The sequence below is a fragment of the Pseudoalteromonas sp. T1lg24 genome, from assembly GCF_002964745.1.
In the GTDB taxonomy this organism is placed as follows: domain Bacteria; phylum Pseudomonadota; class Gammaproteobacteria; order Enterobacterales; family Alteromonadaceae; genus Pseudoalteromonas; species Pseudoalteromonas spongiae.
In genome coordinates, this window is the sequence record NZ_PQCB01000033.1 from 1,387,116 (window position 1) to 1,402,595 (window position 15,480).

Sequence of the window (15,480 nt, forward strand, 5' to 3'; positions counted from 1 at the left end):
CGCAAAAAATGTCTTTGAAACAAAGTAAACAGTACAACAGCACATCTGGTGTGCTGCTGTACTTTTTAAGCATTGAATTACACTTTAAAGCGGTTAACGAGCCCCTCTAAATTAGCGGCAATTTCAACTAATCCACGTGCTGTTTCAGCCGCTTTTTCTGCGCCTGCAACGGTTTGCACTGCCATTTCATTTACTTGGCCAACACTGTCGGTGATTTGCTGAGTCACCACATTCTGCTCTTCTGACGCACCGGCGATTTGCATATTCATATCGCGAATTGTGCCAACAGAATTAGAGATTGAGTCAAGCGCTTCATTGGTTTCGTTAGCTTTTTCTGTGGTAACGCGCGCACTTTCTAGGTTTGCATTCATTTGATCAACTGACGCCTTAGCTTCGCTTTGCAGTTTATGGATCATTGCTTGAATTTCTTCTGTGCTCTTTTGCGTACGACTCGCAAGGCTTCTTACTTCGTCAGCAACTACAGCAAAGCCACGACCTTGTTCGCCTGCGCGGGCAGCTTCAATGGCAGCGTTAAGCGCCAATAAATTTGTTTGATCTGCAATTGCTCGGATCACATCTAAAATTGACCCAACTGATTCGGTTTCGTTTTCAAGGTTTTTAATTGAATTACTCACCAGCTCAGTGTTATCAACTAAGTCGTTTATCGCACTACGAGTATTATCAACCACTTGCTTACCAGTATGAGTTTGATCGTCGGCATTGGTTGCTGCATCGGCTGCAAGTTGGGCACTTTGTGTGATATCGGCAACTGTGGCCGCCATTTCATTCATCGACAGCACGGCTTGATTTAACTGCTCCATTTGATGCTCTGCACCTTGCATTGAACTTGCAGTGTTTTCATCCAATATATTCGTTGAGCGTATTAGTTCGGTAGTTGCGTGTTTTAGGCTATCAATAATATGTCGTAGTGTGCCAACCATCTCGCCCATGGCCTTATATATGCCGGTTTCGTTACCTGATTTTGTGAAGGAAATGGTTAAATCGCCATCAGCAATACGGTTTGCGATGTATTCAATGTCTTTTGGTTCGCCGCCAATAGGTTTGCGAATGGTGATCGAGATAAACCAACTGAAAAATACGCCCACAGCGACAACGGCTATTGAGACGACAATAATTGTGGTTGTGGTGGTTTCACTGCGGCTTTGAACTTTAGGACCAAGAGAATCTTGGTCATTTTTAACGGATAGCTTCACTTCTTCATAAGCCTCGGCAATTTCGGGGCCGACTTTATTCAACACATTGGTAATGATGTTATTGCGCTTGTTGATTACGTCATTAGCATTGTTAATGCCTTGCTGATAAGTTGTTAAACGAGTAGCAGCTTCATTTAGAAGTGCGATTCTTTTAGGTGATTGAATATTGTCCTTAAGTACTTTTACCGACTTCATTACTTCTTTAAATTCCGCGATGGCGCGCAAATAGTCATCTTGAGTGTTTGAAACGAGAAATTTGCTTGTGTATAAACGACCTAATAACAGCTGTTCTTGAACAATGGCGGCAAAATACGTGACATCTGTATCGCCATCTTCGTAAGCGGTTCGAATAATTTCGCTAATATTTTTTCGAATGACTACACCGTTTGCATCAAGTTGATTTTTAACAATATCATCACGTTTGGCATATAAATCTACTACGTCAGAAAATCCTTGCTCGTAAGCCATAACTTTATCAAATGACTGTTTAATAAGGTTTGAACGCCCGGGCTCAATAATTTCGGTTCTTGCAATGTCGAGTTGCTCGTTTAGTTGCTTAGCGCGTTTTTTAAAGTCGTTGATGTTTTCGTCATTTTGTTCTTTTAAAAATTTAAGGGCATGTAAACGGATAGATAATAAATTAGATTGCACTAAGCCTGCTAAATTACTGTCGCGTGCGAGCCCGCGATATTCGACAAAGTCATTGTAGCCACTGCGTAATCCAAAAAACGAAATAGTGGCAAGTAAAACCATTAGTCCTATCATGGCGCCAAATGAAATAGATAATTGTTGAACCAGTTTTAACTTAGTGAACATAAACGCTACTCTCATTAGATCTGACGAATTAAATTTAAGATAAATTTAACTAAGTATAGGTAGAAAATTTAACGCACACTGTAAATTCTTCATTATTGCTAAAAATTTACTAGATATGAATGTGTTAGTTGATGTGCTTTGAATTAATCTAAAGCGTTTTGGGAGGGGTAAAGCGAGTGCTTAAAACAAACTGTAAATTAAATGTGTAACTTATAAAAAGATATACGTGGGCGATAATAGTGTTGCTGTTAAAACAAAAAACGCAGGCTAGGCCTGCGTTTTTATCATTTATTTAAGCAGATTTTAGTGCTCAAATAATGCAGAGATTGATTCTTCGTTACTTACGCGACGAATTGTTTCTGCAAGCATATCAGCAAGCGTTAACACTTTAATCTTGTCGATTGCTTTTAATTCATCTGTAAGTGGTACTGAGTCAGTTACGATAACTTCGTCAATTACAGAGTTTTTAATGTTTTCTGCTGCTGCACCTGAAAGTACAGGGTGTGTCGCATAAGCAAACACGCGACGAGCGCCATGTTCTTTTAATGCTTCTGCAGCTTTACAAAGTGTGCCACCTGTGTCGATCATATCGTCAACAATGATACAGTCACGGCCTTCAACATCACCAATAATGTGCATTACTTGCGATACGTTAGCGCGTGGGCGACGCTTATCGATAATTGCAAGATCAGTGTCATCAAGTAGTTTTGCAATTGCACGTGCACGTACAACACCACCGATATCTGGCGATACAACCACAACATCTTCAAAGTTTTTCTCTTTCATATCTTCAAGTAGAATTGGGCTACCGAAAACATTATCAACTGGTACGTCGAAGAAACCTTGAATTTGTTCAGCGTGTAGGTCAACAGTTAACACACGGTCAACACCAACGCTTGAAAGGAAGTCAGCAACTACTTTCGCTGTGATTGGAACACGAGCACTGCGCACGCGACGATCTTGGCGAGAATAACCGAAATATGGGATAACCGCTGTGATACGGCCAGCTGATGCACGGCGAAGTGCGTCAACCATTACGATTAATTCCATTAAGTTGTCATTTGTTGGCGCACAAGTAGATTGTACGATGAAAACGTCAGAACCACGTACGTTTTCGTTGATTTGAACGCTAATTTCACCGTCACTAAAACGACCAACTTCAGCGTCACCAAGATCAATGTATAAGCGTTTTGCAACTTTTTGAGCTAACTCAGGCGTTGCGTTACCAGCGAAGAGCTTCATGTCTGGCACGGTAGGTTTCCTCAGGCACTTTTTTGGGTAACAGTAGTTACCAATAATTAATTTAGTTTAGTACGTAACTCCGAATGTGCTGGAGATATGTTCGTACTTCTTGCTACAAAGCCTTGCCAAGTTTCAGGGAGCGATTTTAATGCTTCAAGGGCTGCGTGCTGCGTTTCAAAACTGACAAAACAGCATGCTCCTGTACCTGTCATTCTTGACGAGCCGTATTTTAACAACCAGTTAAGGGTCTTTTCAACCTCGGGATAGTGCTTTTTCACCAACTCTTCGCAGTCATTACGATGTTGAGAGCTTTGCCAGTCGCCTGATAATTTAGGTGTGTTACGTGGCAAATTGGCATTATTAAAGATTACGCCCGTACTAATGTGTACATTTGGGTGGACTACTAAATACCAGGTTTCAGGTAAATTTACTGGGGCTAATTTTTCTCCGATACCCTGTGCTATAGCGGCCTGGCCGCTAATAAATACGGGCACATCGGCACCCAGTGCAACGCCGATTTCCGCTAATTTCTCAAGTGGCAATACTAATTGCCAAAGTGTATTTAAAGCAAGCAATGTAGTTGCCGCATCGGATGAACCACCACCCACACCGCCACCACTTGGCAGGTGTTTATCAAATGAAATCTCTGCACCAAATGCAGTATTTGTTGCAAGTTTTAATGCGTTTGCCGCTTTATAAATTAAATTTTCTTCGTCTGGCAGACCGTCTATTTGGGTTTTTAGCGTAATCGCGCCGTCGTCTGTGCGTTTAAAATGTATACGATCGCCATAATCTAAAAACACAAACAAGGTTTCAAGTTCGTGGTAACCGTTCGGTAAGCGCCCATTAATATGTAGAAATAAATTAAGTTTTGCGGGTGCAATAAGCGAAAGCGTTGTTAAATCTGCCATGTATATACTTTTAATTTTAGTTTAACTGTGTCATGAGTGAGTGAAATGGAATAGGGCAACCAATACCCCCCGTGTTTTTGGTAGTTGCTGTAGGTTATTTGCCATTGTTTACCTTGCGAATCAATAAGTGTGGCATTGCTAACGCGATTTAGTTCATCGGCAAGAAATGTTTGGGTATCAGGCAATCCTTTTAACCAATTAGGGTCATCTAAAAATGGAAGATTCATACCCGTTAGCCAATACACTAGTTGCTGTGCATTTTTTCCAACATGGGTTTCGCCATCTAATTCTAAAGTGGCATGGGTCTGCGTCTTTTCAAGTGAAAGGACTGAGGTGCCAACAAATGATGTGAGATTAAGCACATCTTTTTTGGCGGTAGTGGCCCAAAATAAATTAGCACTTTGACGTTTTTCTGGCTGAATAATCGCCAATTTGCCTTTTACCTGCCAAGACTGTTTTTGCAGTAATTCCCTTTGCCAATTCTCTTTAACTGTTGCATTGTCGTAATATTGACTTGCACAGCCTGTTAAAAAAACCAAAAATATGACAAATATCATGCGTAATTGCATCAAATCTTAAATCCTTACTTTTTTTATTGACTTGATTTACGTAAAATTAATCGCTTTAAAACGTGCTAAAAACAAATTGTAGACATAATGACCATAGTTGCTTTAGGCATTAATCATAAAACCGCATCTGTTGAATTAAGAGAACGCGTTGCGTTTTCTCCTGATCAAATCGACGTTGCCCTTGCTCAACTTTGCCAACAGAATGGCGTGAACGAAGCTGTGGTTGTGTCTACCTGTAATCGCACCGAACTCTATTGTATCGTTGAAAATCAACAACCCCAAGTGCTTATTGATTGGTTGGCTGATTTTCACCAACTCAATAAAAGCGAATTGGCGGAACACGTGTATCAGCATCAAGACTTTAATGCTATTCAGCACTTAATGCGTGTATCGGTTGGATTAGATTCGTTAGTGTTGGGTGAGCCACAAATTCTTGGCCAAATTAAACAAGCTTACGCTAAGGCAAAACAAGCAGGCGTTGTGAATGCCTTACTTGAGCGTCTTTTTCAAAAGTGTTTCTCTGTCGCTAAACAAGTGCGTACAGAAACCGATATCGGAGCGAGTGCGGTCTCAGTTGCCTATGCAGCGGTTAATTTAGCTAAACACATTTACGGTAATTTAGAACCAACCAAAGTATTGTTAATTGGCGCGGGCGAAACCATAGAGCTTGTAGCACGGCATTTATATCAAAACGGTTGTCAGCATATGACGGTGGCAAACCGTACCTTATCACGTGCACAAAATTTAGCAGATGAATTCAACGCACATGTTGTGCCGCTATCGCGCGTGCCAGAGAGTTTAATCGATGCCGATATTGTGATCAGCTCAACGGCAAGCACACTTCCAATTATCGGTAAAGGTATGGTTGAGCAGGCGTTAAAGGCGCGTCGCTACAAACCAATGCTGCTTGTTGATATTGCCGTACCGCGCGATATTGAAGCGCAAGTGGCTGAACTTGACGATGCGTATTTATATTCTGTCGATGATTTACAAGAAATTGTTAATCAGAATATGGAATCACGTGAGCGTGCGGCCGCTGAAGCCGAAGAGATAATTGTTGTAAAAGCCAATGAATTTGTAACTTGGCGAAATGCGCTTGATTCAGTCGACATTATTCGTACTTACCGCAAAAATATTGAACAAATAAAATTAGAGTTAGTACAAAAGGCGCAAGGTCAGTTAAAATCAGGTAAAGACCCAGAAAAAGTGCTGAATGAATTAGCTAATAAATTAGCAAATCGAATTATTCATTCACCAACCAAAGCGATTAAGCAAGCTGCTGAGCAAGATGATATTGCCAAGCTTGCACAAATCAAAAAAGTTTTAGATTTAGATAATTAACAGGCGTCAAGCTTAGATGAAAGAATCCGTTTACAGAAAATTAGAAACGCTGGTTGAGCGTTACGAAGAAGTACAAGCATTATTAAGCGATCCGGATGTGATCTCTGATCAAGACCGTTTCCGTTCGCTTTCAAAAGAATATTCTGAACTTGAAGATGTGACTAAGGCTTTTAATGCGTACCGTCAGGCAGAAGATGACGTTGCGACAGCCGAAGAAATGCTTAAAGATAACGATCCCGATATGCGTGAAATGGCGCAAGAAGAATTCAAAGAAGCCAAAGCAAATATCGAAGCGTTAGAAGACGAACTACAAGTGCTTATGTTACCGAAAGACCCTCGTGACAATAACAATGTGTTTCTTGAAGTGCGTGCCGGTACAGGTGGTGACGAAGCGGCAATCTTTGCTGGTGACTTATTCCGTATGTACAGCCGTTATGCTGAAACACAAAAGTGGAAAGTTGACGTTGTTAGCACGAACGAAGGTGAACACGGCGGGTTTAAAGAAGTTATTGCGAATATTTCTGGTGAAGGTGTGTATGGCAAACTGAAATTTGAATCAGGCGCACACCGCGTACAGCGTGTTCCAGAAACAGAATCGCAAGGCCGAGTGCACACGTCTGCATGTACAGTTGCGGTTATGGCAGAAGTGCCGGAAGCAGAAGCAATTGAAATCAATTCGTCTGATCTTAAAATTGATACCTTCCGCGCATCAGGTGCCGGTGGTCAGCACGTTAACAAAACCGACTCAGCGATTCGTATTACCCATATTCCAACGGGTGTTGTTGTAGAATGTCAGGACGAGCGTTCACAGCATAAAAACAAAGCGAAAGCACTGAGTGTGCTTGCGTCGCGTTTACAGCAAGCTGAAGATGAGAAGCGTATGGCAGAAGAAGCCTCTGAGCGTCGTAACCTTGTCGGTAGTGGTGACCGTTCTGAGCGTATTCGTACATATAATTATCCGCAAGGTCGCGTTACCGATCACCGTATCAACTTGACACTTTATAAGCTAAACGAAGTGGTTGAAGGCGATTTAGGTGCCATTGTTGACCCACTTGTTCTTGAGCATCAAGCAGACTTGCTTGCAGCGATGGGCGATGAGTAATTATTCAATACAACAAGCACTTGCCGTTGGCGCAAGTGCTTTAACTGAGACATCAGAATCCCCCAAACTTGACGCAGAAGTATTACTGCTAGATTGCATTTCACAATCGCGTACATACCTTTTTACGTGGCCTGAAAAATTACTGACCGATGAACAACAAGCCGCTTTTTTGTCAGCAATTGAAAAACGCAAAACGGGTTTACCTGTTGCGCATATTACTGAATATCGCGAGTTCTGGAGCCTAAATTTTAAGGTGAGTCCTGCAACGCTTATTCCAAGACCAGATACCGAAACATTAGTTGAATGTGCGCTTGATAAAGCAATAAACAAGCAAGGTAGGTTACTTGACCTTGGTACCGGCACCGGTGCAATCGCCTTGTCACTGGCAAGTGAGCTTCCTTTATGGCAGGTGATTGGCTGCGATTTTCAACCAGATGCCGTTGCGTTGGCAACGCAAAATCAACAAAATTTAGCGATTACAAATGCGACCATTGTACAAAGCGATTGGTTTAGCGCGCTCGATGCGCAATTGTTTGACGTCATCGTATCAAATCCGCCTTATATTGATGAACAAGACCCTCATTTGCTCGAAGGTGACGTACGATTTGAGCCCTTGTCGGCGTTAGTCGCACCGAAAAAGGGGATGGCTGATATTGAACATATCATTGAAACCGGACGTAACTATTTGCAGAAAAAAGGCTGGTTATTATTGGAACATGGTTATGATCAGGGCCAGTTAGTACGTGATTTTTTTGCAAAAATGGCATATAAAGATATTTCAACAGTAAAAGATTTAGGCGGCAACGACCGTGTAACTTTAGCGCAGTGGGATCCTGATTAGCTATTTAGTGAGTTGGTATTAACGCGAGTGTGAAGTGGTTATAAGGGGTAAGGATAGAATGGCGAGTGATTTTTTATTTTCTGATGAGTCAGAGCAAGCACCGAAACAAGTAAATAACCACGGTACTTGGAAAGTTATTATTGTTGATGACGAACCGGAAGTGCATGCGGTAACGAAACTCGCATTGAGCGATTTCTCATTTCAAGACAAGCGACTCGAATTTATTAGCGCCTATTCAGGTAAAGAAGCAGAAGAAAAAATTATAGCGCATCCAGATGCAGCCATTGTGTTGCTAGATGTGGTTATGGAAACCGATGACGCGGGTTTAAGAGTTGCTCAGTTTATTCGCGAAACTGCTAAAAATAACCATGTGCGAATTATTTTACGAACTGGCCAACCAGGGCAAGCGCCGGAGCGCCAGGTCATTGTTAACTATGATATTAATGACTACAAATCTAAAACCGAATTAACAGCACAAAAACTATTTACGGTTGTTATGTCGAGTTTACGTTCTTATCGCGATATTTTATCAATAGAGCACTCTCGCCAAGGTCTTGAGAAAATCATCACCGCTTCACGCGATATCTTTTCATCTCATTCTATGGACACTTTTATTCATGGCGTAATGCAACAACTTACCTCGATTTTAGGGTCAGTTGATGAAGCGATGTATGCAACCTCACTTGTTGCAAGTAGCCCTGATGAAAAACAGCAAGAGCTGATTGTGTTTGCAGGACAAGGCGAGTTTGAAAAAAGCGAAGGTAAGCCAGTTAACCAGGTGCTATCTGAAAAGCAATTGTTAGCGTGCAAGAAAGCACTCAGTAACAAAACCATTGTTTATGAAGAAGATTACCTTTTTGCCTATTGTTCAAGCCGTTTTAACCATAACTCAATGCTTTATGTATCGGGTATTCCACGCAGTCTCACTGAAACACATAAAGATTTGATTGAAATTTTCTCGCAAAATGTACAAATTGCCTACGAAAATGTGCAACTGCAATCTGAAATTGAAGATACTCAAAGAGAACTGGTTTATCGCCTAAGTGAAGCGGTTGAACAGCGTTCTTCTGAAACCGGCAATCATGTAAAACGTGTATCACTCATTAGTTATGAACTTGCAAAAGGTTATGGCTTGAGCGACGAAGAGGCCGATGTACTGCGTTATGCTGCACCACTGCATGATGTTGGTAAAGTTGGTATTCCCGACACCATTTTGCATAAACCAAGTAAATTGGATGAGCAAGAATGGAAAGTGATGCAAACTCATGCCATGAAAGGACACAATATTTTAGCGGGGTCTCGTCGGGATATTATTCAAGCAGGAGCGATTTTAGCCCGCGACCATCATGAAAAATGGGATGGCACAGGTTATCCTCGTGGCTTAAAAGGTGAAGAAATTCATGTTTATGGCCGTATTGTCGCGTTAGCAGATGTGTATGATGCACTTCGTCATAAGCGCTGTTATAAAGAAGCGTGGAGCGTAGAGCAGGTTACAACTGAATTACAAAATCAACGTGGGCTGCATTTTGAGCCTAAGTTAGTTGATGTGTTACTTAACAACATCGATAGATTCGAACAAATTCTTAATAATTATCCAGGGTAGTAAAATGGAATATATTGCGTTAAAGCATACACATATGTTGTTAGCTGTACTGAGTGTAGTGCTTTTTTATACGCGTGCATTTGCTCGCATCAAGCAGTTACAACTTGCTAAAAATAAAGTACTGTTTATCGGTAGCCATAGTATTGATACCTTGTTGCTTATCTCAGCCGTAGCGCTGGCAGTGACACTTGGCATGAGTCCTCATAATCAACCTTGGTTACTTGAAAAAATCGTACTTGTGGTAGCGTATATTGTTGTTGGGGTGTTTATGGCGAGGCAAAAACATATAAAAGGGCAGATATCGCTTTTATTACTTGCTACAACCGTTATTTTCGCTATTTTTTATTTAGCGAGATTTAAAACACCATTTCTTTTCTAAAGGCTGATTATTCAGCCTTTTTCTTTTCTATCTGGGCTTTCACGTTCATACAAGTGAACTATATCGATTAAAGGATTATTGATACAGAACATTAAGTTAGTCTCTATTCTTTATCTATTCGCCGATCTTCATTGGTATTCATTTTAAAACACGATAAACTGGCATTAATTTTTAGTTATAGAGAGACCGAAGGATATTGATGTTTGATATCTCTGAGGAAGAATATACAGCGGCAATAGAAGCGCCGGTATTTACATGTCTAAATCATGAATCATCGTGGCTGACTAAGTTCGATTACGCCCTTTGTCGGGATAAATTGTCTGAACTGGTTCTGATGGCGGTAAAAACGCAAAAGTCTGAAAACACTATAGAGCAAAACCTAAATTCGCTACTCGATAGTTTTTACAGCGACTTTGCCTTTAGCGGGACGAGCCAAAAAGTGCCGATGAGTCTGCTTAATAGTGTGGCCTATGCACTTAATTACCGTACTGGCAGCACTATATCGCTTGGCATGATCTTAACTTATGTGATGGAACAACTTGGTTTTGATGTTGAGATGTTGGTATTTGAAAACGACATTCAAGTATTGCTAGAAGTAAGCCAAGGTGAAGGGTATTTAATCGACCCATGCTCGGGTGGGCAACGCTGGTATATCAAACCAGAAAATGACGATGAAAATAGCCTAGATAACGCATTTCAACAATTGTTTGAAGACGATGTTGTGAAGTTATTTTTGGCTCATCAAAAATGGGCATTTATTAGTGAAAAACGCTACGGCGAAGCGTTTAAATGTGTTGAAAAATTGATGGTTCTTACCGATGGTGATCCGTATGAATTGCGCGATCGCGGTTATTTATTACATAATTTTAACTGTGATGAACTCGCCATTAAAGACTTTGAAAAGTTTATCGAAGAGTGCCCAGATGACCCATCAATTGATGTGCTGCAAAGCCAAATTGAAGAAATGGACTCGCACTTTAGAACAATCCACTAAAAATAACTTAATACAGGAAGCAACTTCATGGACTCTCACAGCGTGATGTTCACCAACGATGCCGTCGTTATGGGTATGTTGGCCATAATCTTAGGTTTCGTGTTTTATACCTCAAATCTTAAAACCGGATTTTGGGCAAAATTTTACAAGTACGTTCCCGCATTATTGATGTGTTATTTTTTACCATCGCTCTTAAATACATTTGGTATTGTCGACGGTGAAGGCAATAGCGTATATACGGTTTCAAAATATTACTTATTACCTGCCTGTTTAGTTTTACTAACATTGAGTATTGACTTAAAAGCCGTTGCAGCGCTTGGACCAAAAGCCATTATAATGTTTTTAACTGGCACAGTTGGCGTCGTTATTGGCGGACCAATCGCGTTATTAGTAGCGGCCACCTTTATGCCAGAATTGCTAGGTGTTGATGGTGCCGGGGAGCTTTGGCGGGGCATGGCAGCATTGGCTGGTAGTTGGATCGGCGGCGGTGCAAACATGGTAGCGATGAAAGAAATCTATCAAGCTAACGGCGATATTTTTACCATTATGGTAACCGTAGATATCGTAGTAGCAAATATTTGGATGGCAGGACTTTTATATTTAGCGGCTCGTCATAAAGAGATTGATAAGCACACAGGCGCAGATACTTCATCTATCGATAAACTAATCGATACGGTATCGCAGTTTGAAAAGAAAAATTCACGCAAGCCAGAACTGCGTGATCTAATGATTTTAGTGGCATTTGGTTTTGGTGCGACAGGCTTTGCACATTTAATTGCAGACACTGCAGTGCCTTTTTTCCAAGCAAACTACCCAGCACTTGAGAAGTTCTCGCTGCATTCAAAATTGTTTTGGATTATCTTTGTTGTAACCACAATAGGCTTAAGCTTATCGTTTACAAAAGCACGTCAATTTGAAGCCGTAGGCGCATCAAAAGTAGGCGGCGCATTTTTATATATTTTAGTGGCGACCATTGGCTTACATATGGATATCGGCAAAGTATTTGAAGCACCAAAATACGTTATTATTGGCCTAATTTGGATGGCAATTCACGTTATTCTATTATTTGTTGTTGCCAAGATTATTAAAGCGCCGGTGTTTTATGTTGCCGTGGGCAGTAAAGCGAATATTGGCGGTGCTGCATCAGCGCCTGTGGTTGCATCTGCATTTCACCCGGCATTAGCACCTGTTGGTGTGTTACTGGCTGTACTTGGTTACGCACTTGGAACATATGCTGCGTGGTTCTGTGGCCAAGTGCTGCAGCTGGTCGGTAGTTAATTATTCTGTTAGGAATTTAAATGAATACACAAATTATTAAAGTGGGTAACTGTGAAGTTGCTAACGACAAGCCGTTTGTACTATTTGGTGGTATGAATGTGCTTGAATCACGTGACTTAGCAATGCAAATTGCAGAGCATTATGTTGAAGTGACAACAAAATTAAACATTCCTTACGTGTTTAAAGCGTCATTTGATAAAGCAAACCGATCATCAATTAACTCTTATCGTGGTCCAGGTATGGAAGAAGGGTTAAAGATTTTTGAAGAGATCAAAAATACCTTTAATGTACCAGTGATTACTGATGTACACGAACCTTATCAAGCGGCACCCGTCGCTGAAGTTGTAGATGTAATTCAGTTACCTGCATTTTTAGCACGTCAAACCGACTTAGTAGTAGCGATGGCAAAAACCGGCGCAGTTATTAATGTGAAAAAACCGCAGTTTTTAGCACCTCATGAAATGCGACACATTATTAAAAAGATTAACGAAGCGGGTAACGATCAAGTAATCTTATGTGAGCGAGGCTCAAGCTTTGGCTACAACAACCTAGTAGTTGATATGCTAGGTATGGATGATATGAAGCACCAAGCGCCCGTTATATTTGACGCAACACATGCGCTGCAGCGTCCGGGTGGACGTGCCGATTCAGCCGATGGCCGTCGTGCTCAAGCTGCAGAACTTGCACGAAGCGGTATGGCACTCGGGCTAGCAGGCCTATTTATTGAAGCTCACCCAGATCCGAACCTTGCCAAATGTGATGGTCCATGTGCATTACCACTTGCTAAACTTGAAGGTTACTTAAGCCAGATGAAAGCGGTTGATGACCTTGTAAAAAGCTTTGAGCCACTTGATACATCTGCAAGTTAACGTTTGAAAACTTGGTGCTGATTCTTGTCGGCACCTATCTCCTTAATCAAATAATTTGATTCAACCTTTGCTCCGTTAATCACACTGTAATAGATTGTTATAAAACTTTTTCGATTTTGTACTATAACTAAATTAATCAAGATTTTGATAATGTGATTTAGGAAATGGATTTTTGTACACTCGAATTTCAGTTTGATGTAAAAAAACTTCAGTTAGAAGTAAATGAAATACTGAAATGTGATTGGGTTGCGCATGTCAATCAAAGGGCCTACCAAGGCCAGTGGGATGTGTTCCCTTTAAGATGCGCTGTAGTTCATGAAGACTCACATCCTATTCTGCAAGCGTATTCGATAGAAAATAATAGTAAGTGGGTAAATTTGCCCGCTTTGAGCAACTCTCCGTATCTCTCTAAAGTTATCAATTCGCTTAAATGCCCGATACAATCAGTTCGTCTGATGCGATTAAAAGCAGGCGCGTCTATATTACCACACAATGACGCTGGGCTTGGTTTGGCGCATGGCCAGGCCCGCCTCCATGTACCTATCTTTTCTAATAATAGTGTTACCTTTTATGTGGCGAACCAGTTAGTCCCTATGCCTGCGGGTAAAATTACATATATTAACGCAGATCTAGTTCATGAGGTACGTAATCAAAGTGCAGAAGACCGCATTCACTTGGTAATTGATTGCGTGAGTAATGCTTGGCTTGAAGAAAACATCAGAGAATTAGCCCATGTGTAATATTGGTGTAAGGGTATTAACGGTATTAGTAAGTTATTTTAAGGCATTAAAATGCGTCAAATAAAATGTCTCACTCGTTTTATTTCAAAATTGACTGTGTAATGAAATCAAACAAAATAAACAGAATAAGGAGCTAAAATGGACATCCTGAAACGCGAAGAAATTGACAGTTTGGTTAATGAGAATTTAATACTAATAGACCCCGAAGGTACCCAAGTAGAGCTCAAGGTTGTTGAAGTTGAATCAACCATTCTTAATGGTGATGAGTGGGACTCGTTTCACGTGATTTTAGAAGGGACAGAGGCATTTCATGTGCCGCAAGGAACCTATAAATTTGCACATGAAAAACTCGGTGAGATTGACATGTTTATGTCACCGAACAGTCAAACAGAATATGAGATTGTGGTTAGTCGTAAACGCGACGCTTAACGGTTTACGACATAATATTAGCGCTACAATAAAGTGTTAGGTCGCCACTCCATTAGCAGATAGACGTCATCGCGTTCTGTTTTGAGTTTGAAACCTAACCTTTCGTATAAAAAGCGCGCTGGATTGTTACGCTCAACATGTACAGAGACTGGCAAACTCAACCGTTTACCGTCATCCAATACTTGTTGAAATAAATGTGTACCTAACCCCTGGCCGCGATGCTCTGGCATCAGGGCAATATCGACGATACGGATTTCGTTATCCCAATGGTCGACAAAAATTCTGCCAACGGGTTGGCCTGCGATTTCAACAATAAAGAATTTGTCAGTGCAATAGTGTTTTGTGTAATGAATGTATTGAGCCATAAATTGTTGGCTTATAAATTCATGTCGCTCTTGGGTATTAAAGTTAGTCATGGCTAATTCAGGTTCCCGAATAGAGGCATATAACGTTTGCATAAACGCAATGTCATAAGTGGTGTATTTGCGCAAATGTAGATGATCGCGCCAAGACTGTGTGGTAGTCATAATCGTCCCTAATAAATGGAAGGTTTTGTAGGCATTCTGGGTAAAATATAAAATAAAGTAAAGTTAAAAAGGAATGAGCAATGGCGGATCCTTATGTAAGTGAAATCAGAATGTTTGGTTTCAACTTTGCGCCTCGCGGTTGGTCTTTATGTGACGGCCAAATTTTACCAATCAACCAAAACGAGACACTATTTTCGTTAATAGGTACTGCGTTTGGCGGCGATGGTCGCACCACGTTCGGTTTACCTGATTTGCGTGGCCGAACGCCGATTCATCCTGGAGTTGGCCCGTTCGGTTTTCATTACGATCGAGCGCAGAAGGGCGGGGAAGAAGAAGTCACGCTAACCACTGCGCAAATCCCACAACATACCCACTTAGTGCACGCTTCAACTGAAGAAGCGGATGGTGCTGCGCAGTATAACGATGCATTCTTTTCTGCTAGCTCTGATCAAAAGGGATCTATGGAAGGTAACTCATATCGCGCTGCGACCAACTTAGTGCAGTTGAATGCTGGCACAGTGACTTACACGGGGGGGAGTCAGTCACATAATAATATGCAGCCGAGTTTAGCCGTATCATTTGCAATTTCATTAACGGGTCTATTCCCGTCGCGTAACTAGGGAGA

At 41.2% G+C, this 15,480-nt stretch carries 16 protein-coding genes; 11 read left to right on the top strand and 5 right to left on the bottom strand.

Going from position 1 to position 15,480, the window contains the following annotated elements:
- Nucleotides 1–77: 77 nt before the first annotated feature.
- The 4 genes from C2M30_RS18405 to lolB form a co-directional block, all read right to left on the bottom strand.
- Complete coding sequence (locus C2M30_RS18405; RefSeq protein ID WP_105172794.1) at nucleotides 78–2,030, bottom strand: methyl-accepting chemotaxis protein; 1,953 nt, start codon at nucleotides 2,028–2,030, stop codon at nucleotides 78–80.
- 303 nt (nucleotides 2,031–2,333) lie between these two features.
- A complete protein-coding gene (locus tag C2M30_RS18410; protein WP_010559033.1) occupies nucleotides 2,334–3,281 on the bottom strand; it encodes a ribose-phosphate pyrophosphokinase in 948 nt (315 codons plus the stop codon).
- A 47-nt stretch (nucleotides 3,282–3,328) separates the two neighbouring features.
- Entirely contained in the window at nucleotides 3,329–4,183 is an 855-nt protein-coding gene (gene ispE / locus C2M30_RS18415) for a 4-(cytidine 5'-diphospho)-2-C-methyl-D-erythritol kinase (RefSeq protein WP_105172795.1), read from the bottom strand.
- Nucleotides 4,171–4,740 (bottom strand): lipoprotein insertase outer membrane protein LolB, encoded by a 570-nt coding sequence (gene lolB, locus C2M30_RS18420; RefSeq protein ID WP_234004779.1) that lies wholly within the window; start codon nucleotides 4,738–4,740, stop codon nucleotides 4,171–4,173. Before lolB ends, ispE begins: the two co-directional genes overlap by 13 nt.
- 99 nt (nucleotides 4,741–4,839) lie before the next feature.
- Between lolB and hemA the strand changes: the two genes are divergently transcribed.
- The 10 genes from hemA to C2M30_RS18470 all read left to right on the top strand — a co-directional run bounded on the left by hemA (nucleotide 4,840) and on the right by C2M30_RS18470 (nucleotide 14,328).
- Nucleotides 4,840–6,093 carry a glutamyl-tRNA reductase gene (gene hemA / locus C2M30_RS18425; RefSeq protein ID WP_105172797.1) on the top strand — a complete coding sequence of 418 codons (1,254 nt, stop codon included), beginning with the start codon at nucleotides 4,840–4,842 and terminating at the stop codon, nucleotides 6,091–6,093.
- A gap of 16 nt (nucleotides 6,094–6,109) precedes the next feature.
- A complete protein-coding gene (gene prfA / locus C2M30_RS18430) occupies nucleotides 6,110–7,195 on the top strand; it encodes a peptide chain release factor 1 (protein ID WP_010559037.1) in 1,086 nt (361 codons plus the stop codon).
- The gene (prmC, locus tag C2M30_RS18435) at nucleotides 7,188–8,036 is read left to right on the top strand and encodes a peptide chain release factor N(5)-glutamine methyltransferase (protein WP_105172798.1); all 849 of its coding nucleotides are present in this window, start codon (nucleotides 7,188–7,190) and stop codon (nucleotides 8,034–8,036) included. The genes prfA and prmC overlap by 8 nt, the downstream gene beginning before the upstream one ends.
- Nucleotides 8,037–8,094: 58 nt before the next feature.
- The gene (locus tag C2M30_RS18440) at nucleotides 8,095–9,639 is read left to right on the top strand and encodes a DUF3369 domain-containing protein (RefSeq protein WP_010559039.1); all 1,545 of its coding nucleotides are present in this window, start codon (nucleotides 8,095–8,097) and stop codon (nucleotides 9,637–9,639) included.
- Nucleotides 9,640–9,643: 4 nt separating this feature from the next.
- Nucleotides 9,644–10,018: a SirB2 family protein gene (locus tag C2M30_RS18445; protein WP_105172799.1), complete on the top strand. Its 375-nt coding sequence runs from the start codon at nucleotides 9,644–9,646 to the stop codon at nucleotides 10,016–10,018.
- Between the two features lie 199 nt (nucleotides 10,019–10,217).
- Nucleotides 10,218–11,012 (top strand): tetratricopeptide repeat protein, encoded by a 795-nt coding sequence (locus tag C2M30_RS18450; protein ID WP_105172800.1) that lies wholly within the window; start codon nucleotides 10,218–10,220, stop codon nucleotides 11,010–11,012.
- A gap of 27 nt (nucleotides 11,013–11,039) precedes the next feature.
- On the top strand, nucleotides 11,040–12,290 hold the full coding sequence (locus C2M30_RS18455; RefSeq protein ID WP_105172801.1) for a DUF819 family protein: 1,251 nt from the start codon (nucleotides 11,040–11,042) through the stop codon (nucleotides 12,288–12,290).
- 20 nt (nucleotides 12,291–12,310) lie between these two features.
- Nucleotides 12,311–13,159, top strand: a complete 849-nt coding sequence (kdsA, locus tag C2M30_RS18460; protein WP_105172802.1) for a 3-deoxy-8-phosphooctulonate synthase — start codon at nucleotides 12,311–12,313, stop codon at nucleotides 13,157–13,159.
- Nucleotides 13,160–13,323: 164 nt separating this feature from the next.
- Nucleotides 13,324–13,899 (top strand): aspartyl/asparaginyl beta-hydroxylase domain-containing protein, encoded by a 576-nt coding sequence (locus tag C2M30_RS18465; protein ID WP_105172803.1) that lies wholly within the window; start codon nucleotides 13,324–13,326, stop codon nucleotides 13,897–13,899.
- Between the two features lie 138 nt (nucleotides 13,900–14,037).
- The gene (locus C2M30_RS18470) at nucleotides 14,038–14,328 is read left to right on the top strand and encodes a DUF6916 family protein (protein WP_010559045.1); all 291 of its coding nucleotides are present in this window, start codon (nucleotides 14,038–14,040) and stop codon (nucleotides 14,326–14,328) included.
- A 23-nt stretch (nucleotides 14,329–14,351) separates the two neighbouring features.
- Here C2M30_RS18470 and C2M30_RS18475 read toward each other — a convergent pair whose 3' ends face one another.
- Nucleotides 14,352–14,855 carry a GNAT family N-acetyltransferase gene (locus C2M30_RS18475; protein WP_105172804.1) on the bottom strand — a complete coding sequence of 168 codons (504 nt, stop codon included), beginning with the start codon at nucleotides 14,853–14,855 and terminating at the stop codon, nucleotides 14,352–14,354.
- An 80-nt stretch (nucleotides 14,856–14,935) separates the two neighbouring features.
- On the opposite strand from C2M30_RS18475, the gene C2M30_RS18480 reads away from it, so the two are divergent.
- Nucleotides 14,936–15,475, top strand: a complete 540-nt coding sequence (locus C2M30_RS18480) for a phage tail protein (protein ID WP_105172805.1) — start codon at nucleotides 14,936–14,938, stop codon at nucleotides 15,473–15,475.
- The last annotated feature ends 5 nt before the right edge of the window (nucleotides 15,476–15,480 follow it).